The organism is Pseudomonas tritici, from assembly GCF_014268275.3.
GTDB lineage: Bacteria > Pseudomonadota > Gammaproteobacteria > Pseudomonadales > Pseudomonadaceae > Aquipseudomonas > Aquipseudomonas tritici.
This window is the reverse complement of the sequence record NZ_CP077084.1, coordinates 3,701,677-3,725,334: the sequence shown is the minus strand read 5'-3', so window position 1 is coordinate 3,725,334 and position 23,658 is coordinate 3,701,677. Positions and strand designations below refer to the sequence as shown.

At 61.7% G+C, this 23,658-nt stretch carries 16 protein-coding genes; 6 read left to right on the top strand and 10 right to left on the bottom strand.

Going from position 1 to position 23,658, the window contains the following annotated elements; translation table 11 throughout:
* Positions 1–12: 12 nt before the first annotated feature.
* From HU722_RS16665 to HU722_RS29000, 5 genes are all read left to right on the top strand, one after another.
* Positions 13–2,388, top strand: a complete 2,376-nt coding sequence (locus HU722_RS16665) for an efflux RND transporter permease subunit (RefSeq protein ID WP_065890870.1) — start codon at positions 13–15, stop codon at positions 2,386–2,388.
* 79 nt (positions 2,389–2,467) lie between these two features.
* On the top strand, positions 2,468–2,761 hold the full coding sequence (locus HU722_RS16660) for a DUF5629 family protein (RefSeq protein WP_065871991.1): 294 nt from the start codon (positions 2,468–2,470) through the stop codon (positions 2,759–2,761).
* Positions 2,751–3,923, top strand: a complete 1,173-nt coding sequence (locus HU722_RS16655; protein WP_065890871.1) for a lactonase family protein — start codon at positions 2,751–2,753, stop codon at positions 3,921–3,923. The genes HU722_RS16660 and HU722_RS16655 overlap by 11 nt, the downstream gene beginning before the upstream one ends.
* A 156-nt stretch (positions 3,924–4,079) precedes the next feature.
* Positions 4,080–4,259, top strand: coding sequence for a hypothetical protein (locus HU722_RS16650; RefSeq protein ID WP_065890872.1), 180 nt, complete (start codon positions 4,080–4,082; stop codon positions 4,257–4,259).
* Between the two features lie 159 nt (positions 4,260–4,418).
* Positions 4,419–4,544 (top strand): hypothetical protein, encoded by a 126-nt coding sequence (locus HU722_RS29000; protein WP_256530428.1) that lies wholly within the window; start codon positions 4,419–4,421, stop codon positions 4,542–4,544.
* Between the two features lie 157 nt (positions 4,545–4,701).
* Here the strand turns inward: HU722_RS29000 and HU722_RS16645 are convergent, their stop codons facing one another.
* The 10 genes from HU722_RS16645 to HU722_RS16600 form a co-directional block, all read right to left on the bottom strand.
* Positions 4,702–5,295, bottom strand: a complete 594-nt coding sequence (locus HU722_RS16645) for a glutathione S-transferase (protein WP_065880710.1) — start codon at positions 5,293–5,295, stop codon at positions 4,702–4,704.
* A complete protein-coding gene (locus HU722_RS16640; protein ID WP_065890873.1) occupies positions 5,292–8,930 on the bottom strand; it encodes an AAA family ATPase in 3,639 nt (1,212 codons plus the stop codon). Before HU722_RS16640 ends, HU722_RS16645 begins: the two co-directional genes overlap by 4 nt.
* Positions 8,927–10,168 (bottom strand): exonuclease SbcCD subunit D C-terminal domain-containing protein, encoded by a 1,242-nt coding sequence (locus HU722_RS16635; RefSeq protein ID WP_065871987.1) that lies wholly within the window; start codon positions 10,166–10,168, stop codon positions 8,927–8,929. Before HU722_RS16635 ends, HU722_RS16640 begins: the two co-directional genes overlap by 4 nt.
* A gap of 410 nt (positions 10,169–10,578) precedes the next feature.
* Positions 10,579–12,219, bottom strand: a complete 1,641-nt coding sequence (locus HU722_RS16630) for a BatD family protein (protein WP_065890874.1) — start codon at positions 12,217–12,219, stop codon at positions 10,579–10,581.
* The gene (locus HU722_RS16625) at positions 12,216–13,955 is read right to left on the bottom strand and encodes a tetratricopeptide repeat protein (RefSeq protein ID WP_065890875.1); all 1,740 of its coding nucleotides are present in this window, start codon (positions 13,953–13,955) and stop codon (positions 12,216–12,218) included. The genes HU722_RS16630 and HU722_RS16625 overlap by 4 nt, the downstream gene beginning before the upstream one ends.
* Positions 13,952–15,040 (bottom strand): vWA domain-containing protein, encoded by a 1,089-nt coding sequence (locus HU722_RS16620; RefSeq protein WP_065872840.1) that lies wholly within the window; start codon positions 15,038–15,040, stop codon positions 13,952–13,954. The genes HU722_RS16625 and HU722_RS16620 overlap by 4 nt, the downstream gene beginning before the upstream one ends.
* The gene (locus tag HU722_RS16615; RefSeq protein ID WP_028616472.1) at positions 15,033–15,527 is read right to left on the bottom strand and encodes a DUF4381 domain-containing protein; all 495 of its coding nucleotides are present in this window, start codon (positions 15,525–15,527) and stop codon (positions 15,033–15,035) included. The genes HU722_RS16620 and HU722_RS16615 overlap by 8 nt, the downstream gene beginning before the upstream one ends.
* Entirely contained in the window at positions 15,524–16,456 is a 933-nt protein-coding gene (locus tag HU722_RS16610; protein WP_065890876.1) for a DUF58 domain-containing protein, read from the bottom strand. Before HU722_RS16610 ends, HU722_RS16615 begins: the two co-directional genes overlap by 4 nt.
* Before the next feature lie 5 nt (positions 16,457–16,461).
* On the bottom strand, positions 16,462–17,421 hold the full coding sequence (locus tag HU722_RS16605) for an AAA family ATPase (RefSeq protein ID WP_003174327.1): 960 nt from the start codon (positions 17,419–17,421) through the stop codon (positions 16,462–16,464).
* Positions 17,422–17,852: 431 nt separating this feature from the next.
* Entirely contained in the window at positions 17,853–18,206 is a 354-nt protein-coding gene (locus HU722_RS16600; protein ID WP_065872842.1) for a hypothetical protein, read from the bottom strand.
* A 491-nt stretch (positions 18,207–18,697) separates the two neighbouring features.
* On the opposite strand from HU722_RS16600, the gene HU722_RS16595 reads away from it, so the two are divergent.
* Positions 18,698–23,566, top strand: coding sequence for an NAD-glutamate dehydrogenase (locus tag HU722_RS16595; protein WP_065890877.1), 4,869 nt, complete (start codon positions 18,698–18,700; stop codon positions 23,564–23,566).
* The last annotated feature ends 92 nt before the right edge of the window (positions 23,567–23,658 follow it).

The following is a 23,658-nucleotide window of genomic DNA, read 5'->3' as shown; positions in this document are numbered from 1 at the left end:
GGCGGGCAAAGAATGAGCAGTCATCACAACGATAAAGCGACCTTTCTTGAGCGCCTGATCTTCAACAACCGCCCGGCAGTGATCGTCATCTGCCTGCTGGTGAGTATTTTCCTGTTCTGGCAGGCGACGTTGATTCGCCCGTCCACCAGCTTTGAAAAGATGATCCCCCTCAAGCATCCCTTCATCGAGAAGATGATGGAGCACCGCAACGACCTGGCCAACCTGGGCAACACGGTGCGCATTTCGGTGGAGGCCAAGGACGGGGACATCTTTACAAAGGAGTACATGGAGACCCTGCGCCAGATCAACGACGAAGTGTTCTACATCTCCGGCGTCGACCGTTCGGGCCTCAAGTCGCTGTGGAGCCCCAGCGTACGCTGGACCGAAGTGACCGAAGAAGGCTTTGCCGGTGGTGAAGTGATTCCGCAGAGCTACAACGGCTCGCCGCAAAGCCTTGATCAACTGCGCAACAACGTGCTCAAGTCCGGCCAGGTCGGGCGCTTGGTAGCCAACGATTTCAAATCAAGCATTGTCGATATCCCGCTGCTGGAGTCTTACCCGGATCCGCAGGACCAAGGCAAGTTGCTGGCCCTTGACTACCGCAAGTTCTCCCATGAACTCGAAGACAAGATTCGCGACAAGTTCGAAGCGCAGAACCCTAACGTCAAGATCCACATCGTCGGTTTCGCCAAGAAGGTCGGTGACCTGATCGATGGCCTGGTGATGGTGGTGCTGTTCTTTGGCATCGCGTTCGTTATCACGCTGATTCTGCTGCTGTGGTTCACCAACTGCCTGCGCAGCACCGTTGCGGTGTTGAGCACGACATTGGTGGCGGTGGTCTGGCAGCTCGGGTTGATGCACTTTTTCGGTTTCGGCCTTGATCCGTATTCGATGCTGGTGCCGTTCCTGATCTTCGCCATTGGTATTTCCCACGGTGTGCAGAAGATCAACGGTATCGCCCTGCAATCCAGTGAAGCGGATAACGCGCTGACCGCCGCCCGCCGTACCTTCCGGCAACTGTTTCTGCCAGGGATGATCGCGATCCTCGCCGACGCGGTGGGCTTCATCACGCTGCTGATCATCGACATTGGCGTGATCCGTGAACTGGCCATCGGCGCGTCCATCGGCGTGGCGGTGATCGTGTTCACCAACCTGATCCTGCTGCCGGTGGCGATTTCCTATGCTGGCATCAGCCAGCGCGCCATCGCCAGGAGCAAAAAGGACGCGCACCGCGACCACCCGTTCTGGCGCCTGCTGTCGAAATTCGCCAGCGCCAAAGTGGCGCCGGTCTCGATCCTGCTCGCGCTGGTCGCCTTCGGCGGCGGCCTCTGGTACAGCCAGAACCTGAAGATCGGTGACCTGGACCAAGGCGCGCCGGAACTGCGCCCGGACTCGCGCTACAACAAAGACAACAACTTCATCATCAGCAACTACTCAACTAGTTCCGACGTATTGGTGGTGATGGTCAAGACCAAGGCCGAAGGCTGCTCGCGCTATGAAGCCATGGCGCCCATCGACCAGTTGATGTGGAAGATGCAGAACACCGAGGGCGTGCAGTCGGCGATCTCGCTGGTGACCGTGTCCAAGCAGATGATCAAGGGCATGAACGAGGGCAACCTGAAATGGGAAACGCTGTCGCGCAACCCGGATGTGCTGAACAACTCCATCGCCCGTGCCGATGGCCTGTACAACAACAACTGCTCCCTGGCGCCCGTGCTGGTGTTCCTCAACGACCACAAGGCCGAAACCCTCGACCGCGCGGTGCATGCGGTGCAGGACTTCGCCAAAGAAAACAACAAGGATGGCCTGGAATTCATTCTCGCGGCGGGTAATGCCGGGATCGAGGCAGCGACTAACGAGGTGATCAAGGAATCGGAGCTGACCATCTTGATCCTGGTGTACCTGTGCGTGGCGACCATGTGCATGATCACCTTCCGCTCCTGGGCGGCGACCCTGTGCATCGTGCTGCCGCTGGTGCTGACCTCGGTGCTCGGCAACGCGCTGATGGCGTTCATGGGTATCGGCGTCAAGGTCGCGACCTTGCCGGTAGTGGCCTTGGGCGTGGGGATTGGCGTGGACTACGGCATCTACATCTACAGCCGCCTGGAAAGCTTCCTGCGTGCCGGCCTGCCGCTGCAAGAGGCGTACTACCAGACGCTCAAGTCCACCGGTAAAGCCGTACTGTTCACCGGTTTGTGCCTGGCGATTGGCGTGTGCACCTGGATCTTCTCGGCCATCAAGTTCCAGGCCGACATGGGCTTGATGCTGACCTTCATGCTCCTGTGGAACATGTTTGGTGCGCTGTGGCTGCTGCCGGCGCTGGCGCGGTTCCTGATCAAACCGGAGAAGTTGGCGGGGCAGAAGGGCAATTCTTTGTTTGCTCACTGACCGATATAGACCATTGCCGCAAGGCACTGCGGGGGAATTGACCTATCATGTGTCTTTTCCCCCGCAGTGACTTCACATCATGACCGACGCAGCACCCAACCTGAGCACCGACCTGAAAGACAGCGACATGCTGATCATCAACGGGCTGCACGCCTTCGACTTCACGTTCGATCATCACTTGCAGATCGAAAGCATGGACGGCCGGGAACTCAAGCGTTGGACGTTCAGTCCAGATCAACTGAACGCCGCCACCTTTGATAGCAGCTTGCAAAGCTGGCTCTTGAGCAACGAAGACGGTGAACACCGTCTGGTCTGCCTGAGTGCGATCAAGGGCGACAACAACAACGACGAGGATGAAGCGGATGATGCGTAAATTCTGGCCCCTGCTGATGGCCGGCAGTGTAGGCGCGATGTCGGTGCAGGCCGCGCCGGCCGACACCTATGAACTGTTGGTGGGCAGCTACACCGCTGGCACCAGCGAAGGCATCTACCGCCTGCAATTCGACAGCCGTACCGGCACGTTCCAGGGCCCGCCGGTGTTGGCGGCCAAGGCCGCGAACCCGTCGTGGCTGACGGTTTCCAAGGACCAGAAGCACCTGTTTGTGGTCAACGAAAACGGGCCGGGCCAACAGGATGCGGTAGGCCGCGTGAGCAGCTACAGCATTGATCCGCAGAATCATCAGCTGACCTTGATCAACCAGGTCCAGAGCCTGGGCAACGAGCCCACCCATTCCAGCGTGGCCGCCGATGGGCGCTACCTGTTTGTGGCCAACTACTCGGTAGTGGAAGACCCGGGCGGAAGCCTGGCGGTGCTGCCGGTGGATGCCGAGGGTAAGCTGTCAGCCCCGGTGCAACTGAGCGGCCACCCGGCCAGCCGCGTTAACCCGGAGCGCCAGGCGTCCAACCATGTGCATTCGGTGGTGTCGTCGCCGGATGGCAAATACGTGTTCGTGCAGGACCTGGGCGCGGACAAGGTGTTTGCCTATCACTACGATCCCAAGGCCAATCATGAACTGCCATTGACCCCGGCCACTCCGGCCTCGGTGCAACTGCCGCCGGGCAGCGGTCCGCGTCACTTGTTGTTCAGCGCTGATGGCAAACATGCCTGGCTGACCACCGAGATGAGCGCGCAGGTCGCGGTGTTTGACTACAAAGATGGCCAGCTGACCCAGACGCAACTGGTGGACTTCGCCGCCGGGAAACCGGTACCGGACAAGGCTGGCGCTGCGTTGCACGCGTCCAGTGATGGCAAATTCCTCTACGTGAGCAACCGTGGCACGGCCAATCAGTTGCTGGTGTTCAGCATCGACCCGGCTACCGCGCACCTCAAGGAACTGCAACGCCGTTCCGTGGAAGGCGACCACCCGCGCGAGTTCAGCCTGGACCCGAGCGGCAAGTTTTTGCTGATCGCCAACCAGAAAAGTAACGAAATCGTGGTGGTTGAACGCGACCCCAACACCGGTCTGCTGGGTAAAACCGTGCAGAAATTGGCGATCGACGCCCCCAGTGACCTCAAATTCCTGGTGCGTCAATAAGCCACAGGCCCCGCACTGCGGGGCCTGACCCGGTGTATTAATTCTATTAATAGCGGCTACTGTTTCAAAGCATTTCTAAGGTTCAACCCTCGGGCGTAAGTTGGGTTCCAAGGCCTTCCCAGGCCACCCAACCAAACGAACACAAGGGTTACCGACATGAACTTGAATCTCTTCTCCATCATTGCCGCTTCCGCTGTTTCCGCCACTGTCGCCCTGCCAGCGGCGTCCAGCGTGGAAGTTTCCGGCAAAAAATCCAGCACCAGCGCCTACACCCAGAAATACCTGCAACAAAGTGCCAACTTCTACGCCGCACTGGATCACAAGACTCAGCAATAACCTGCACAAAAGCAGACGCCAAACCACTGGAACGAAGCCTGGCTCGTTCGAGTGGTTTGGCGTTTGTGCATCTGCAGAATAAAAATGATTGATATCACATTGCCATGTGTTTAAATTTGACGCTCAAATATTGACGCATTTATTCCTGGAATCGACAGCATGGCACTCCGACTCGCCGCACTCATCCTGGTTCTCTACTCCGCCCCCATCCTGTCCTCCGTACAAGGGGTGGACGGTGAGCCGGAGATTGCCCGTGAGCGATTACTTAACCTGGTTGAAGGCTAAACCGAATCCCAGTAGTGAGCGGGCTTGCCCCGCGCTGGGCTGCGAAGCAGCCCCAAAACCAGGCGCCGAGGAATACCTGACACCGTGCGGCGTTTTCGATGGGGCCGCTTCGCAGCCCAGCGCGGGGCAAGCCCGCTCACTACAGAGCCCTGTCGGGTCAGGTCTTTGCCATTACGGCAATGAACAGCGGCGATTGCAGGAAGCGTTCCAGCCACTGCTGTAACCGGGGATACGGTGCACCGGCAAACCATTCCCGATCCACATGGGCGAACTGACGCACAAACGGCGCCAGGGCCATGTCTGCCAGGCTTGGGTGATCGGCGAATAAGTACTCGCGATTCGCCAATAATCCCTCAAGTGTGCGCAAGAACACCTCGCCCTCGGCCCGATAATGTTCCATCGGTTGTTCCGGGTAGCGTTCGGCATACTTGTATCGATTCAAGTGATACTTGAAGCCCACATCGTTCTCGGCAATCAACGCCAATACCGCCGGGTCACCCTGCAGCAGCCAATCATCCGGGTCGTGCTGCGCCAGCGCCCACTGCATGATCGCCAGGCTTTCATCGATCACCACGCCATTCACACTCAACACCGGCACCGTGCCTTTGGGTGACAGCGCCAGCATCTCGGCCGGCTTGGCCTTGAGGCTCACTTCGATAATGCGCACGGGCACGCCGCAATAGCGCAACGCCAGGCGCGCACGCATCGCATACGGGCAGCGTCGAAACGAATACAGCAGCGCCTCGCTCACTTGACCTCCAGGGTGCTCAACCCATTGCCCTGGCGCTTGACCTGGATCTGCACCGGAATGCGCTCGTGCATTTCCTGCACGTGGGAGATCACCGCCACTTTGCGGCCCTGGGCCTGCAAACCGTCCAGTGCGTCCATCGCCAACTGCAGCGACTCGGGGTCCAGGCTGCCGAAGCCTTCGTCGATAAACAGCGACTCGATCTTCAACGTGCTGGAGGCCATCGACGCCAGGCCCAGCGCTAGCGCCAGCGACACCAGGAAGGTTTCACCACCGGACAACGAATGCACCGAGCGCAGTTCATCGCCCATTTCCGTGTCCATGACCAACAGGCCCAGCATGCTGCCGCCGCGCTTGAGGCGGTAGCGGCGCACCAATTGGCGCAGTTGCACGTTGGCGTGGTGCACCAGCAGGTCGAGGTTGTAGGCCTGGGCGATCTTGCGGAAGGTGTCGCCGGTGGCTGAGCCGATCAACGCATTCAGGCGTGCCCAGCGTTGCCATTCGTCATAGGCCTTGGCGATCTGTTCGGCGAAGGCCTGATTGGCATCCTGGCGGCGCTGGTCTTCGGACTGGCGCGCGCGCAATTCGGCGCAGGTTTTTTCTCCCTCAGCCAACTGTTGGTTGAGCGTAGCCAACGCGCTGTCCAGTGCTTCGGCTTCAAGGTTGCCGTTGTGCAGGGCTTGGTGCTCGGCCAGGCGTTGCTCGCGTTCTTGCAGCAGGACCTTGGCTTGTTCAACGGCTTTTTCGCTGTGCTGCAACTGCTGGCGCAATTGGCTGACCTGGGCGTCATCGTAGGCCAGCAAGCGGTTGAGGCCATCGTTATCGAGCTCCGGGTGCCGGGCTCGCCACTCGCCGAGGCGTGTGTCCAGCGATTGCTGTTCGGCCTGTAAGGCTTGCTGGCGCTCCTGCTGGGCCTTGAGATCGGCGGCCAACTGGATCAATGCGTTGTGGATCTCTTGCAACTGCTTGTTGGCGTCGGTTTCACTCTGGCGTGATTGGGTCACGGCCTGATCCAACTGCTGTTGCCAGTGTTCGGCACTGCCGTGCTCGCCAAGCAACGCGCCGAGTTTTTCCTGAGCTGCTTGTTGCTGGGCGGCCAACTCGTTGACCTGCTGATTCAGCGCATCGAGTTGCTGCTGGCGGTGCTGCTGATGCGTCTGTTCTTTCTCGATCGCTTGTTGGCGTTCTTGTTGCTCGGCCAGCTCATCACGTTGATGGCCGAGCTGTTCAAGGCGCTGGCTGACCTGTTGGTCCAGCTGCATGAAGGTTGCGGCCGGCTCGGCACGCAAACCGTCCAGGGTGTCGGCGGGCAACAGGCTGGCGAAGGCATTCAGTTCCTGCTCAAGACGTTCGCGGTCGCTGGCCAGCTCGCGTTGCTGATCCACCAGCAATTGACGGGCCTGCTGGCTCGCTTCCTGGGCGGCTTGCAGTTGTTGCTGCAGACGCCCGGCGTTTTGTTGCAGGTTGAGCAGGGCACCTTGGCGTTGTTCGTCCTGGGCGATGCTCTGGGTCAGTTGACTCAACTGTTGATCAAGCCAGGCGCTGCGTTTGGCCTCATCCTGGTTGAACAGCGCGGCCGACAGTGGGTGCGCATCCAGGCTGGGCTTGAGTGCTTGTTGTTGCGTCGCCAGTTGCTCCTGCTGTTGCAGGTATTCCTTTTGCTGGGCGATCAAACCGCCGACTTCGCCGCGCAGCTCGGTGAGCTTTTCCTTGAGGGTGTCGACGGCTTTCTGCGCCGTGGCTTCCTCGTTTTCGTCATGGCGACCTAGGCTCTGCAGCAGCGCTTCGGGCTGGTGGTACGGGTGTTCGTGGCTGCCGCACACCGGGCAGGGCTGGTCGTCCTGCAACTGCTCGCGCAATTCTTCGACACTGGCACTGCGGGCCAGGCGCTGGCGCTCAAGCAGTTGCTTGGTCACCGTCAGGGTTTGTTCGGCAACGGTCAGCTCCGCCTTGGTTTGCAGGCCGGTCTGGTTCAGTTGCTCGCGTTGCTGTTGGGCGTCGGCAAGCTTCTGCGTCAGTACGTTGGCCTGCTGGTCCAGCTGCTGCTGGCTGTCCCACAGGCGCGTCAGGTCTTCAAAGGCGCGTTGCTGTTTGCGATTGTCTTGCAGCAGGCTGGCCAGCAACTGGATTTGCTCGGCCACGGCATGCGGCTCGGCACCGGCCTCCTGATACAGCAGGTCCAGAGCCTCGCGTTGTCCGGTGAACTGTTCGGCTGCGCGGGCCGCGCGTTGTTCCAATTGCGGCAGTTCGGCCTGGCCTTTGTTCAGGCGATTGCCTATCAACATCAGCTGTTGCAAGCGATCGCGGTAGGCGGTCCAGGCGTCGCTCAAGGGGGCGAGGGCGGCGCTGCGATCAAGTTCGGTGGCCAGGCGTTGGAGGCGTTCGGCGACTTGTCTTTGCTTTTCCAGCAGACCGTTAAGCCGGGCCTGGCCTTCGGTGCAGGCGTGTTCGTGCTGCTGTTTGTCCTCGGCGCGCTTGGCCAGCGCTTTGGTCAAGTGGGCGAGGGTGCTCTGCTCTTCAAACGCTTGGCGCAGCAAAGGCACGGCATCGGCCTGGTTTTTCAGCGCCTCGGCCAACGCGGTTTGCGCGGTGGCTTGCTGTTGCTCGGCCTGCGTCTGGCGACTATGAAGTTGGCCCTGTTGTTCGATATGCAACTGAATCTGCACGGCCAACGGGGCAAGCACGCTGTTGAGTTCGGCTTGGCGGGCGAACTGATGACGTTGCGGCGCCAATTGCTCCAGGCGACTCAGGTCCTGGCGTTGCGGGCCCTGGGCATCCCAATCAGCCTGTGCCCATTGCAGCTGTTCGGTGGCGGCGAGCTGGCGCTCCTGCCATTCGCGCAGTTCCTTGAGCCAGGTGTGTTGCAGCTCCAACTGCTTGAGTTGGGCCTGTTGGTTCTTGAGCTGGGCGTTTGCGGCGTCGAATTGCTGATCCAGTTCGGCACGTACTTCAGGGGCCAGGGGCACCACGCCGGTGGCTTGGTCCTGCAACTGCTTGTGCGCGTCCCTGGCGTCTTTGGCCTTGTCGAAGGCGCGTCGGCCAAGCTGGGTGTAGAGGGCCGTGTCGGTGAGCTTTTCGAGCAGTTCGCTGCGCTCGTTATCGTTGGCCTTGAGGAAGGCACTGAACTCGCTTTGCGCCAGCAATACGGCGCGGGTGAACTGCTCGAAGTTCAGGCCCAGGGCCAGTTCCAACTGGGTCTTGTATTCGGTTTTCTGGCTGGCCAGCAGTTGGTCGCTGTCCAGGTCGATCAGGCTCTGGCGGCTGTTCTGCAACTTGCCGCTGGCCTTGTCGCGGGCGCGGTTGGCTTCCCAGCGCGCACGGTAGCGACGGCCGCTGACGCCGACAAAATCCACTTCGGCATAACCACCCCCGGTGCCGCGACGAATCAAGGTGCGCGGGTCGCCAATGGAAATATCGCTGTCGGCATCCGGCATCTTCGCCTGGCCGGTATCGCCCAGGCGCGGCACAGCGCCGAACAGCGCCAGGCACAACGCATCCAGCAGGGTGCTTTTACCGGCGCCGGTCGGCCCGGTAATCGCGAACAAACCCGCGCTGGCCAGCGGCTCTGCGGTGAAGTCGATCTCGAACGGGCCAGCCAGGGAGGCGAGGTTTTTCAGGCGGATGGCGAGGATCTTCATGGCTGTTGCTCCTCCTGTTGCACTTCCTGGAGCAGCACAGCGAAATCCTTCAAGGTCTGTTCATCCACTTCACTGCCGTAACTGTCCTGCCAGGCGCGGCTGAACAATTCCTGGGGCGTGAGCTGGTCGAGTTCGATCAGGCGGTCTTCGTCCGTGTTGTCGCTGCCGCGCTTACCGGCGTACTCGGCGGCGATGCGCACCAGGCGCACGGCTTTGCCTTGCAGGGCGGTTTCGATTTGCTGGCGCAGGTCGGGTTGCGGCTCGTCCAGGCGCACGCGCACTTCCAGCCAGGGATGGCGCTGGGTTTCAGCGAGCAGGTCGACGTCCGGCAACTCGGCCAGGGCCTTGAGGATATCCGCCAGCGGCGCAGCCTCCAGGCGTTGCAGGTCAACCGAACGCGGGATCAGCAGTGGTTCGACACTCACTAGGCATTGGCCCTGGAACGTCACGTCGAGGATCTGGTGTTTGTAGCCGATTTCGGAAAATGACAACGGAATCGGCGAGCCGCTATAGCGAATCCGCTCTTCGCCATTGACCTTTTGCGGCTTGTGCAAATGGCCGAGGGCGACATAGCCGACACTTTTATCGAACAGGCTGGCCGGCAGCGCCTCGGCATTGCCGATGATCAGGCTGCGCTCGGAGTCTTCCGACACCGAACCTCCGGCCATGTGCGCATGGCTGATGGCAATCAGCGCCTGGCCTTTTTTACGCTTGGCGTTGGCGGCGGCGATCAGCCATTCATGCACTTGGCCGATACCGCGCAGGTAGTCGTCACCCAGGTGTGCACCGGTGACTTCCGCCGGGCGCAGGAATGGCAAGGCCAGGCACCAGCCGGCAATCTTGCCCTTGGCATCCGGCAGTGGGATCAGCAGGCGTTCGGCGTCGAGTTCGCCGTCATCCAGCCACAGCACGCGACCGAGCGCATGGGTGCGCAGGCGACGCATCAGTGGTGCGGGCAGTTCGATGCGCGAGCCGGAGTCGTGGTTGCCGGCGATCATCACGATGGTCAGCTTGGGGTTTTGCTCGTGGGCGCTGATGATGAAGTCATACAACCGTTCCTGGGCCTTGAGCGGCGGGTTGACCGTGTCGAAGATATCGCCGGCGATGAGCAGCACATCCGGGCGCTGGGCGTTGAGTTGGCCCAGCAGCCACTCGAGGAAACAGGCGTGTTCGAAGTCGCGTTCCTGGCCGTGGAGGTTTTGGCCAAGGTGCCAGTCGGAAGTGTGGAACAGACGCAAGGCGAACTCCGTGAATAAACAGAAAAGTGAATAGCCGCCATGAACAGAGAAGGGCGGTGAAAAGGAAGGGAGTTTACCTGTAATGCGAACCCGGTGCCTGCGGGCGAAGGAGATCAACTGTGGGAGCTGGCTTGCCTGCGATGGCGGTGTGTCAGTCAAAAATGAGCTGACTGATCCACCGCCATCGCAGCATAAGTATCTACATATCTTTATTCCCCCCCCCCAGGCGTAGCAGCTGTCGAGCCCCTGCGAGGCTGCGTCAGCGGTGTGTCAGACAGGCCGCAAACGCAGCCTCGCTGGGGCTCGACAGCTGCTACGCACTATCACAGTGAAAATGTGTAGATACCTTTGGCCATCGCAGGCAAGCCCGCTCCCACATTTTGATTTGTGTGGCGTCAGGGATGTTGCCGTTACTTGGGATACAACGGCGGCAGGCTGGTGGTGTCGGCGGCCGGATCCAGCTCACGCTCAGCCACCGGGATGGCCTTCACCGCACGCCACAGGTCTTCACCCAGCCAATAATGGCCGCCCTCGCTGTAGAGCGCGCCGTTCAACCCATCCAACGCGTCCGACAGCGGTACAAACCGCGCGGCCATGTCCGCCAGGGTTTCCGGCTGTTGCCGGGCCCAGGCGTCGAGGGCTTGGCGGGTGGCCTGGGGGTCGTTGGCCTGGGTGGCGCGCTTGAGGTCGTCGAGCAGGGTTCGCGGGCTCGGGCCGGTTTGCGCGGCGCGCAGTACGGCGGGCTGCCGGCGCGCGCGCCACCACAGGCCAAAACCGAGCAAGGTGGTGCACGCGAGGAGCAGGGTGCTGAGTTGCCACAGCCATAGGTGGTTGTCGTCGGGGGCGGTGATGACGGTAGGCGTGGCGGGCGCGTCAACCACCAGGCTCGGGTTGATCGCCACTTGCAGGGTGCGGGCCGGCAGACTGGTGCGCTCAAGGTGATCTTCGTGGGTGTTCCACCACACCACTTCAACGGCGGGCAGTTCCAGTGCACCTGCGCGGGTGGGCACCAGGGCTTCGCGGTCTTCGCGGCTGCCGATCAGGCCGCGGTCGCTGGTCTGGTTGCCGAGCACCGGTTGGTCCGGGTAGCGGCGCAGGCCGTTGATCTCGGTGCTGGGCAGCGCCGGCAGTTGCGCGCTGGACAGGCCTTCGGCCTTGACCGTGAGGCTGCGGGTCAGGGAGTCGCCGACCTGCACATGCTCAGGCTCCGGGTTCCAGCTTTCGCTCAGGATCAGGCTGCGCGCCGGTAGCCAGGGCGTATCGGCGGGGTACAGCGCCGGCTTGGGCTTGACCACCAGCGGCAGCTCCGCCGAGCTGACGTGGATCAGCTTGCCGGGCTTGGTACCTTGCAGCGTGTTCTCCTGCGGCGGGCGCGACTCCACCAGCGTCGCGCTGAACGTCTGCGCCGGAATCGCCAATGTGCCGCTGTGCTGCGGGTAAATCGCGTAGCGGGTTTCGATCACGCCGTGGCGAATGCTGTTGATCACCTTCTCGTAGGTGCGTGACTCGCCCAATTGCTCGACACGTGCGTCGGCAATCTGCAACGGCGTGAGGCTGCTGTCGTCATACAGCGACACCGAGTGGTACACGCGCACGGTCAACAGCGCCTGGGCCTGGACGTAGACACTGGTCTGGTCAAGATTGGCCTCGACAAACACCGGCGCCAGTTCGGCGGCTGTGTTCTGGCTGGCGGTTTCTACCACTTGCAGGCTGATCGGCTGGGTCTTGTACTCGCCTACTTGCAGGGGCGGGATGAGCACCGTGCCGTTTTCCTTGGGCAGCAGCGTGATGATCCAGCGTGTGGTGGCGTGGTTATCGCCGCCCAGCGTGGTGAGTTGGTTGATCTGCCGCGTACCGCTGACTTCGAACTGCGCATCCAGCGGCGACAGGTCGGGTTTGCCGAACTGCGTTACATCGCTGGACTCTACCGTGAGCTCCACCGTTTCCCCGGAATTGAGGCGGCTGCGGTCGACGCTGGCGGTCAGGCTCGCCGCCTGGGCGTGGCCTGCCGAGAGTGCGAGCAGGAACAGTAGGGTGGTGCGGCGGCTCATCGAGTCTTGTCCTGATGTTGTTGCTGTTCGTACCAGAATTTGCGGCGCAGCAGTTCGCCGGGGTTGTCCGGGATCTCCCGCAGCCATTGCTCCAGGGCCTGGCGACGTTCACCGTCGAGGCTGGCGTCGGCAGGAAGCAGCGGCGGGGTGGTGGTTTGTTCGTCGCCCAGTTCGCTGCCCGGTACTTCATTGCCTGGGGCGCGCGGCGTATTACCGGCCTGGGTGTCGCCGGTGCCGGCTTCCCCCTGGCCTTGGGATGACTGCTCGCCACCCGTGGTGCTTTGCCCACTCGCGCCCGGTTGCGCAGTTTGGCCGGGTTGGGTGGTTTCGTCATCCTCGTTATCGGCTGGCTTATCGGGTTCGGGCGGCTCTTTTTCCTGCATCAGGGTTTCCACCAGCGCTTTGTTTTTCAGGGCCGGTTGCAAGTCGGGTTGTGCTTCAAGGGCCTGTTCGTAGGCGTCGATGGCGGCCTCCAGCTCACCGGACTTGGCCAGGGCGTTACCCCGATTGTAGTGGGCGTAGGCGTCATTGCCCTCGGCGAAACGCTTGATGGCCTCGGCATAGTTGCCGGCTTCGTAGAGCGCTACGCCCTGCCACTGCGGGTCTTCGAAGTGTTCGGCGGCTTCGGCGGGGCGTTTCTTCTTCAGCAGGTATTGGCCTTGTTGGTCGGGACGCAGCCACAGGTCCTGCAAACCGAAGGCATAGCTGGGTTGCGGCGCGCTCAACAGCAGCAGGGGCAGGCAGAACAACCAGCCACGCCGACCGGCGCAGGCAGCGAGCAGCAACAGCGGCAGGAGCAGCCAGTAACCCTGGTCTGCCCAGGTGTCGAGGTGCAGCAGTTGACCGTCGTTGCGCAAGGTGTGTGGCGGGTCCAGTACACCGAGTTGGCGCAGGTCCTTGTCGTCCAGGCGGGCGGCGCGGTAGCGACCGCCCATTTCGCTGGCGAAGGCCTTGAGCGTCGGGCTGTCCAGGCGTGGCACCAGGATCGCGCCTTGTTCGTCCTTGAGAAACTCGCCACTTTCCTGAGTCACCGGGGTGCCTTCCCGGCTGCCGATACCGAGGATCGACAGGGTCGGCGCCTGGCTACTTTGCAGCAGCAGCCGAATGCCCTGGCGTTCCTGTTTGGACAGCGAAGAGCCAATCAGCACCAGACGACCCTGGCCGAGGCCGCCTTGTTTGAGCAGGCCCAGGGCTTTCTCGACTGCCAGGTCGGCGCGGTGTCCGGGCTCCGGCATGATTGACGGGCGCAGGGCTTCGAGCAGGTTGCGGCTGGTGCCCAGGTCGTCTGACAGCGGCACCAGGGTGTGGGCGCTGCCGGCGTAAACGACGATGGCCGTCTGCGCATCGGTGCGTGCCTGCAATAGGTCATACAGCTTGCGCCGCGCCTGTTCCAGGCGGTTGGGCGGGCTGTCGGTGGCAAGCATTTCCGGGGTCAACTCCAGCAGCACCACCAAAGGATCGGAGGGTTTCTGGCTGGACTGCTCAACCCTTTGCCAACTGGGCCCAAGCAGCGCGAGCACGGCCAAGAGCCAGGCAATGCCGAGCACCACCCATGGCGATTTGCTTTCGCGCCCGTTGCCACCACTGAGCAACACGGCGTGGAAGGCCGGCGGCAGGATCATCTGCCAACGCCCGGCGCGCTTTTGCCGATGCCACAGGTGCCAGAGCAACCAGCCGAGCAATGGCAGGAGCAACAGCGACCAAGGGCGGAACCAGTGCGGCCACAGGTCGATCATCGACGCCTCCGCAATCGCAGGCGTTTGAGGCGCTGGCGCCATTCCGGGTGCTGTTGCAGGAAAATCCCCTTGCTCGACAATTTGGTGAACCACCGATGCAAGGCGTTGTTCGGCCAGCGTTCCTGGATCACCAGCAACATGCTCAGCACCAACGCCAAGGCCAGCGGCGCGCTGTACAGGGCCAGGGCCGGGCGCGCCTGGGTGGGTTGCTGTTCAACGGGTTCGAGCTTGTCGAGCGTTGCCTTGATCGCTTGCAGCTCTTCGCCATCACGGGCGCGGAAGTACTGGCCGCCCGTAGCCTCGGCGATGGCCTTGAGTGCCGGTTCGTCGAGGTCCAGGCTCGGGTTGACGCCGAGGATACCCAAGGAACCGGTTTGTTCCGGGTCTGCGCCGATGCCGATCGGGTAGATCTTCACGCCTTCTTCAGCAGCGAGGCGCGCGGCGGTCAGTGGGTCGATCTGCCCGGCGTTGTTGGCGCCGTCGGTGACCAGGATCAGTACACGGCTCTGCGCCGGGCGCTGACGCAGGCGTTTCAAGGCCAGGCCAATGGCATCGCCAATTGCGGTGTTCTTGCCGGCAATGCCGATGCGCGCTTCATCCAGCCAGGTGCGCACGGTGCGGCGGTCAAAGGTCAGCGGTGCTTGCAGGTAGGCCTGGCTGCCGAACAGGATCAGGCCGACGCGGTCACCTTCACGGCCTTCAAGAAAGTCGCCGAGCAAGTGTTTGACCAGGCTCAAGCGGCTGACGTCCTCGTCTTGCCAGTTCATATCGGGGAAGTCCATGGAGCCGGACACGTCCACCGCCACCAGAAGGTCGCGGCCACTGGCGGCAATCGGCAGCGGCTCGCCAAGCCATTCCGGGCGGGCAGCGGCGGTTAACAACAGCAGCCACAGCACCACAAAGGGCGCTTGCTGGCGCCAGCCGGGCAGGTTGACGCGGGCGCGGCGGCGAGCCAGGCCCTCAAGGTCGCTGAGGTAGCTGACTTTTAACGCCGGCTCGCCGCTGTCGGCTGCCGGCAACACAAGCCGCATCAGCCAGGGCAAGGGCAACAGGGCGAAGATCCACGGCCAGGCGAACTCAAACATGTTTGCGAATCCAGGTGTCGACGGCTTGGGTCAGGCCGGCGATGGCCTTGTCGTCGAGTTTGCATTCGGGTTTGTAGGCGCCTTCCACCAACACCATCCAGCGTGTGAGGCCCGCGGCGGGGCAGCGGTTGTCGAGGAACGCCAGCCATTTTCGGCCGTTGAGGGTATGGCTCTGGCTGTAGGGATAGTCGTTGCGGCACAGGCGTTTGAGCAGGCCGTTGAGTTGCTGCAACCACGCGCCGGCCGGGGCCCCGTCGTAGGGTTTGGGCATCAGCGCCAGTTCCGCGAGGGCGGCGATGCGCAATGGGTCCAGCGGTTGCTCGGCGCGGGCGATGGGGCGACGGGTTGGCAGAAAGCGTCGCAGTGACCAAAGCCCCCAGCCGAGCAGTGGAATCACCAGCAGCAACAACCACCAGCCCGGCGCAGGCGGCCAAAAGCCGATGGCTGGCGGGGCGATCAGCGGTTGCAGTTGGTCAAGGCTGCTCATTGTTTTTTAACCGGACGTTGCGGGTTGAGGTACTCGCGCAGTTGCTCGACCATTTCGCTCTGGGTGCTCAAGGGCATCAATAAGATGCGCAGCTTCTGGGCGAGCAGTTCCCAGCGGGCGATGCGTGCTTCGGCTTGGGCCTTGTAGGCCTGGCGCAAATCGACGTTCAGCGTGTCCAGTTCCAGCTGGGCACCGCGTTCGGCGAAACGCAGCAGCCCGGCGGCGGGCAGAGCGTGGTCCAGCGGATCGGAGATGGGCAACAGCAGCAGGTCGCAGTGCCGCGACAAAAGACTAAGCTGTTGCTCGGCACCTTCGGTGAGCGCGCGTTCATCGCAGATCACAATCACCAGGCTGCCGGGGCGCAGCACTTCGCGGCCACGGCGCAGTGCCATGCCCAGGGCATCAGTCTCGGGGCGGCTTTCGGTGTTCAGGCTCTGGTTGACGCGCACCAACCGGTTGAGCAGTTGCAGCAGACTTTGTTTGCTGCGGCGCGGCTTGATTTCGTAGTGCTCGCTATCGCCGAACACCAGCCCGCCCACGCGGTCGTTATGCCCCAGCGCCGCCCAGCCGATCAGGCTGGCCGCCTGGGCCGCCAGCACCGATTTGAACATTTGCCCTGAGCCGAAAAACAGCCGGCAGCTTTGCTCGACCATGATGAAGATCGGCCGCTCGCGTTCTTCGTGGAACAGCTTGGTGTGCGGTTCCTGGGTGCGCGCGGTCACGCGCCAGTCGATGGTGCGCACATCGTCGCCGGCCTGGTACACGCGCACCTGGTCGAAGTCGACACCGCGCCCGCGCAGCTTGGAGTGGTGCAGGCCGATCAGCGGGCTGCGCTGGCTCGGCGTGGAAAACAGCTGCACTTCGCGCACACGGTGGCGCATCTCGATCAATTCGCTGAGCGTGACGCGGATTCCATCGCTGGCGTTCATGGGTTTCAAGCGACGGCAACGACGTCAAGAATGCGTTGCACCACGCGGTCCTGGTCAATGCCGGCGGCTTCGGCCTCGAACGACAGAATGATGCGATGGCGCAGCACGTCGAACAGCACCGCCTGGATATCTTCCGGGCTGACGAAGTCGCGACCGGCCAGCCAGGCATGGGCGCGGGCGCAGCGGTCGAGGGCGATGGAGCCGCGTGGGCTGGCGCCATAGGCGATCCACTCGGCCATCTCCGGGTCGAACTTGGCTGGAGTGCGCGTGGCCATCACCAGTTGCACCAGGTATTCCTCCACTGCATCGGCCATGTACAAACCGAGGATTTCCTTGCGCGCGGCGAAGATCGCCTGTTGGCTGACGCGGCGCTCAGGCTTGGTTTCGCCGTTCAGCGCTTCGCCACGCGCTTGTTGCAGGATGCGTCGTTCGACTGCGGCGTCGGGGAAGCCGATCTTGACGTGCATCAGGAAGCGGTCGAGCTGGGCTTCGGGCAGCGGGTAGGTGCCTTCCTGCTCAATGGGGTTTTGCGTGGCCATCACCAGGAACAGCGGCGACAGGTCATAGGTGCTGCGTCCGACGCTGACCTGGCGCTCGGCCATGGCTTCCAGCAACGCCGATTGCACCTTGGCCGGTGCGCGGTTGATTTCGTCGGCCAGCACCAGGTTGTGGAAGATCGGCCCCTGTTGGAACACGAAACTACCGGTTTCCGGGCGATAGATCTCGGTGCCAGTGATGTCGGCTGGCAATAGGTCGGGGGTGAACTGGATTCGATGGAACTGCGCTTCTATGCCTTCGGCCAGCTCTTTGATGGCCTTGGTCTTGGCCAAGCCCGGCGCGCCTTCTACGAGCATATGGCCGTCAGCGAGCAAGGCGATCAGCAAGCGATCGATGAGTTTTTCCTGGCCGAGAATCTGCGTAGAAAGAAAAGTTCGCAGCGCAAGCAGCGCTTCACGATGTTCCATCGATGACGGTTCCTGGAGAGATGAGCCTGAGTGCCGTGAAAAAAGCGTCGGGCTTGGGGGGCTTACTTTAATGCATGGCAGGGGGTGGCGACTAACGGCGTGACGGGTATTTTTCGGAAAACTTGTAGGAATTTTGTGTGTGGCGCACCAATTCTGTTGAGCACACCGTTCATGTGGGAGCTGGCTTGCCTGCGATGCAGGCGACTCGGTGTGTCAGCCAGACCGGGTTGATGCCATCGCACCATTGGTATCTACCTATCAGGAGCGAGCCCTCTGCGTAGCAGCTGTCGAGCCCCGGCGAGGCTGCGTTTGCGGCTTGTCTGACACACCGCTGACGCAGCCTCGCCGGGGCTCGACAGCTGCTACGCACGTTCACTTTGAAGATGTGTAGAGGGTTACGACCAGCTCCCACAGTTGATCGTTGGTGCAGTTTAAATTCGGGTGAAAGTGCCGGTGCCTTTGAGGATGTTCTGCAGGGTTTCTTCAACTTCGGCCATGTCCGACGCGGCCGTGGCATGGGTGATCTGCAGCTGATCCTTACCACCCAGCGCGTCGGCATCGCCGGCGGCGACTTCTACCAGCACGGTCGTCTCACTCAGCGTGACCTTCAACCCATCCAGGGTCGACGGCTCGTAATCCCAGGTCAGTTCGACTTCGTCTTCATCGGGGTAACGGGTGAGCATGAACATCTCGCCGTTCTTGCCGTGGCAGCAGAGCATGGCCATGTTGTCTTCTTCGTCGTCGCACGGGGTGACCATCAGGGCGTCGGTTTTCAGCTGCAGCATGGGGAATCCTGTCTGGGGTAGGGCGTGATGGGGGCAATTGTGCCATTGCGACGAATTTTGTGCTGCATCCTGTGTCAGACCCCGTGCATGACCTGGCGGGCTGAATCAGTCATTTCTGGTACTCGGGGGATTGAAAAACGCCGGTTTTTCTACCTGGAAATCCGGGTTGCCCAAGTCGCAACCCCGAGCCTGCTTACCGATGACCGAATATGTCGCAGCGTCGCAAGCAGCTGTCTTCCTACACTCGTTAAGCTGCGCAACGGATGTGCACGTGCCAGGCGCTTGACCTGCCCGTCGTAACGTCACCCGGCAAGGTGCGCATCTTATGGAAGTTGTATGTGACCTCATTGTCTTGTCCAGCTTCACCCACCTGTCACTCTGATTCGTTTATGGTGTTTCCAGAATTACCAGCGAACAGAGCTGACGGTCTCCCCGCAAGGGGATAACACGCGACGCTTCCATCAATAACAAGCCCAAGCGGAGTACCACAGATGGCGTTCTTCACCGCAGCCAGCAAGGCCGACTTCCAGCATCAACTGCAAGCGGCACTGGCCCAGCACATCAGTGAACAGGCACTGCCACAAGTGGCGCTGTTTGCTGAACAATTCTTCGGCATCATTTCCCTGGACGAACTGACCCAGCGTCGCCTTTCCGACCTGGCCGGCTGCACCCTCTCTGCGTGGCGCCTGCTTGAGCGCTTTGACCACACCCAACCGCAGGTGCGGGTCTACAACCCCGATTATGAACGTCATGGCTGGCAGTCGACCCACACCGCGGTCGAAGTGCTGCACCATGACTTGCCTTTCCTGGTGGACTCGGTCCGTACCGAACTGAACCGCCGTGGCTACAGCATCCACACCTTGCAAACCACCGTGCTCAGCGTACGTCGTGGTGCCAAGGGCGAGCTGCTGGAAATCCTGCCGAAAGGCACCCAGGGCGAAGGCATCCAGCAAGAATCGCTGATGTACCTGGAAATCGACCGCTGCGCCAACGCCGCCGAACTGAACGTGCTGAGCAAAGAGCTTGAGCAGGTGCTGGGCGAAGTGCGCGTGGCCGTGGCTGATTTCGAACCGATGAAAGCCAAGGTCCAGGACCTGCTGGCCGGTATCGACGCCAGCCAGTTCAGCATCGACGGCGAAGAAAAAGCCGAGATCAAGAACTTCCTGGAATGGCTGGTGGGCAACCACTTCACCTTCCTCGGCTATGAAGAGTTTGTGGTACGTGACGAGGCGGATGGCGGTCATATCGAATATGACGCCGATTCGTTCCTCGGTCTGACCAAACTGCTGCGCGCCGGTCTCACCGCCGACGACCTGCGCATCGAAGACTATGCCGTGGCCTACCTGCGTGAACCGACCGTACTGTCGTTCGCCAAGGCTGCGCACCCGAGCCGCGTGCACCGCCCGGCGTATCCGGACTACGTGTCGATCCGTGAGATCAGCGCCGACGGCAAGGTCATCAAGGAACACCGTTTCATGGGCCTGTACACGTCCTCGGTGTATGGCGAAAGCGTGCGGGTCATTCCTTATATCCGTCGCAAGGTCGCGGAAATCGAACGCCGTTCCGGCTTCCAGCCCAAGGCTCACCTGGGCAAGGAGCTTGCTCAAGTCGTTGAGGTGCTGCCGCGTGATGACCTGTTCCAGACGCCGGTCGACGAGCTGTTCAGCACCGTGATGTCGATCGTGCAGATCCAGGAACGCAACAAGATCCGCGTGTTCCTGCGCAAAGACCCGTACGGTCGTTTCTGCTACTGCCTGGCTTATGTGCCGCGCGACATCTATTCCACCGAAGTGCGTCAGAAAATCCAGCAAGTACTGATGGATCGCCTGAAAGCCTCGGATTGCGAATTCTGGACCTTCTTCTCCGAGTCCGTGCTGGCGCGCGTGCAACTGATTCTGCGGGTTGACCCGAAGAACCGCCTGGACATCGACCCGCTGCAACTGGAAAAAGAAGTGGTGCAAGCCTGCCGCAGCTGGCAGGACGACTACGCCAGCCTGGTGGTGGAGAGCTTCGGTGAAGCCCACGGCACCAACGTGCTGGCCGACTTCCCCAAAGGCTTCCCGGCCGGCTACCGTGAGCGTTTTGCCGCACATTCGGCCGTGGTCGACATGCAGCACCTGCTCAGCCTCACCGAAGCCAACCCACTGGTAATGAGCTTCTATCAGCCGCTGGGCCAGGTTTCCGGCCAACGCGAGCTGCATTGCAAGCTCTACCATGCCGACACCCCGCTGGCGTTGTCCGACGTGCTGCCGATCCTGGAAAACCTCGGCCTGCGCGTGCTGGGTGAGTTCCCGTATCGCCTGCGCCACGCCAATGGTCGTGAGTTCTGGATCCATGACTTCGCGTTCATCGCCGCCGAAGGCGTGAACCTGGACATCCAGCAGCTCAACGACACCCTGCAGGACGCGTTCGTGCATATCGTGCATGGCGACGCCGAGAACGATGCGTTCAACCGCCTGGTACTGACTGCCGGCCTGCCTTGGCGTGACGTGGCCTTGCTGCGTGCCTACGCCCGTTACCTGAAGCAGATCCGCCTGGGCTTTGACCTGGGTTACATCGCCAGCACCCTGAACAACCACACCGACATCGCTCGCGAGTTGACCCGGTTGTTCAAGACCCGTTTCTACCTGGCGCGCAAACTCACCGCCGAAGACCTGGAAGACAAGCAGCAACGCCTGGAACAAGCGATCCTCACCGCACTGGACGATGTTCAGGTGCTCAACGAAGACCGCATCCTGCGTCGCTACCTGGACCTGATCAAGGCCACCCTGCGTACCAACTTCTACCAGACCGACGCCAACGGTCAGAACAAGTCGTACTTCAGCTTCAAGTTCAACCCGCACGCGATTCCTGAGCTGCCTAAGCCAGTGCCGAAGTTTGAGATCTTCGTGTACTCGCCACGGGTTGAAGGTGTGCACCTGCGCTTCGGCAACGTCGCGCGTGGCGGTTTGCGCTGGTCCGACCGTGAAGAAGACTTCCGTACCGAAGTGCTTGGCCTGGTAAAAGCCCAGCAAGTGAAGAACTCGGTCATCGTGCCAGTGGGTGCGAAGGGCGGCTTCCTGCCGCGTCGCCTGCCACTGGGCGGCAGCCGGGACGAGATCGCGGCCGAAGGCATCGCCTGCTACCGCATCTTCATTTCCGGCCTGTTGGACATCACCGACAACCTGAAAGACGGCGCCCTGGTACCGCCGGCCAACGTTGTGCGCCATGACGACGATGACCCGTACCTGGTGGTGGCTGCGGACAAGGGCACTGCGACCTTCTCCGACATCGCCAACGGCATCGCCATCGACTACGGCTTCTGGCTGGGCGATGCGTTTGCTTCCGGTGGTTCCGCCGGTTACGACCACAAGAAAATGGGCATCACCGCCAAGGGCGCGTGGGTCGGTGTGCAGCGTCACTTCCGTGAGCGCGGCATCAATGTGCAGGAAGACAGCATCACGGTTGTGGGCGTCGGCGACATGGCCGGTGACGTGTTTGGTAACGGCCTGTTGATGTCCGACAAGCTGCAACTGGTCGCGGCCTTCAACCACCTGCATATCTTCATCGATCCAAACCCGAACCCGGCCACCAGCTTCGTCGAGCGCCAGCGCATGTTCGAGCTGCCGCGTTCGGCCTGGACCGACTACGACACCAGCATCATGTCCGAAGGCGGCGGTATCTTCTCGCGCAGCGCGAAGAGCATTGCCATCTCGCCACAGATGAAAGAGCGCTTCGACATCGCGGCCGACAAGCTGACCCCGACCGAATTGCTGAACGCCTTGCTCAAAGCGCCGGTAGACCTGTTGTGGAACGGCGGTATCGGCACCTACGTCAAGGCCAGCACCGAAAGCCACGCCGATGTGGGCGACAAGGCCAACGACGCACTGCGCGTCAATGGCAACGAGCTGCGCTGCAAAGTGGTAGGCGAGGGCGGTAACCTCGGCATGACCCAACTGGGTCGTGTGGAATTCGGCCTCAATGGCGGCGGTTCCAACACCGACTTCATCGACAACGCCGGTGGCGTGGACTGCTCCGACCACGAAGTGAACATCAAGATCTTGCTCAACGAAGTGGTGCAGGCCGGTGACATGACCGACAAGCAACGCAACCAGTTGCTGGCGAGCATGACCGACGAAGTCGGCAACCTGGTGTTGGGCAACAACTACAAGCAGACCCAGGCCCTGTCCCTGGCGGCGCGCCGTGCCTACGAGCGTGCCGCCGAGTACAAACGCCTGATGAGCGACTTGGAAGGCCGTGGCAAGTTGGACCGCGCCATCGAGTACCTGCCGACCGAGGAACAGCTCACCGAGCGCGCCGCGAACGGCAAGGGCCTGACCCGTCCGGAGCTGTCGGTGCTGATCTCGTACAGCAAGATCGACCTCAAGGAAGCGCTGCTCAAGTCGCTGGTGCCGGATGACGAGTACCTCACCCGTGACATGGAGACCGCGTTCCCACCGAGCCTGGTGGCCAAGTTCGGCGAGGCCATGCGTCGCCACCGTCTGAAGCGCGAGATTGTCAGCACCCAGATCGCCAACGACCTGGTCAACCACATGGGCATCACCTTCGTGCAACGACTCAAGGAGTCGACGGGCATGAGCCCGGCGAATGTGGCGGGTGCTTATGTGATCGTGCGTGACATCTTCCACCTCCCGCACTGGTTCCGCCAGATCGAAGCCCTGGACCACCAGGTGTCGGCTGACGTGCAACTGGAATTGATGGATGAGCTGATGCGCCTGGGTCGGCGCGCCACGCGCTGGTTCCTGCGCAGCCGTCGTAACGAGCAGGACGCTGGTCGTGACACCGCGCACTTTGGTCCGCACCTGGCGGCGTTGGGCCTCAAGCTCGACGAACTGCTGGAAGGCCCGACTCGCGAAGGCTGGCAGAACCGTTACCAGGCCTACACCGAAGCCGGTGTTCCTGAGCTGTTGGCACGCATGGTTGCAGGTACTACCCACCTGTACACCTTGCTGCCGATCATCGAAGCCGCCGATGTAACGGGGCACGACGCCGCTGAAGTGGCCAAGGCCTACTTCGCCGTCGGCAGCGCCCTGGACTTGCCATGGTACCTGCAGCAGATCAGCGATTTGCCAGTGGCCAACAACTGGCAGGCCCAGGCCCGCGAAGCCTTCCGTGATGACGTGGACTGGCAGCAACGCGCGATCACCATCTCCGTCCTGCAAATGGCCGACGCGCCACAAGACATGGAAGCCCGCGTGGCCCTGTGGCTTGAGCAGCACAAGGACATGGCCGAGCGTTGGGTGGCGATGATGGTTGAGATTCGTGCCGCTGTGGGCACGGACTACGCCATGTATGCAGTGGCCAACCGTGAGTTGCTGGACCTGGCGTTGAGTGGTCAGTCGGTGCTGCAACCGGCTTGATCAAGCGGTAAAACAAAAGCCCCCGTATCGTGAGATTCGGGGGCTTTTTGTTGGAACACCTTCTGACAAACGATGCAGGGCAACTGTGGGAG